1 protein-coding gene is annotated in these 339 nt (G+C 59.9%); it reads left to right on the forward strand.

The genetic code is table 11. The features are described from left to right. Window positions 1-73: 73 nt before the first annotated feature. Window positions 74-339 (forward strand): uroporphyrinogen-III synthase (locus tag BG74_RS17625; RefSeq protein ID WP_244267406.1); only part of this gene is annotated, 266 nt, incomplete at its 3' end.

Below are 339 nucleotides of genomic sequence, written 5' to 3' on the forward strand. Positions count from 1 at the left end.
GCCTGGCTGAAGATCTGCTGGCTCGCGGCGCCCGCGCCATTTTGGCCCAGGTTTGTAAGGACAACTCCCCACAATGAGTATCCTCGTCACCCGCCCATCGCCTACGGGCGAACAGTTAGTGAACAGGCTGCGCGCCCGCGGTAAATCCGCCTGGCATCTGCCGCTTATCGACTTTACACCTGGCAATGACCTGGCGCATCTTCCACAACGCCTAGCCGATCTATCTGCCGGCGATTTACTATTTATCGTCTCACAGCATGCTATCAACTACGCCCACCCCTGGCTGACGCAGCAAGGCGCCAGTTGGCCCGCTGGGTTGCACTATTACGCCGTGGGGCG

Source organism: Sodalis-like endosymbiont of Proechinophthirus fluctus (genome assembly GCF_001602625.1).
Taxonomy (GTDB): domain Bacteria; phylum Pseudomonadota; class Gammaproteobacteria; order Enterobacterales; family Enterobacteriaceae.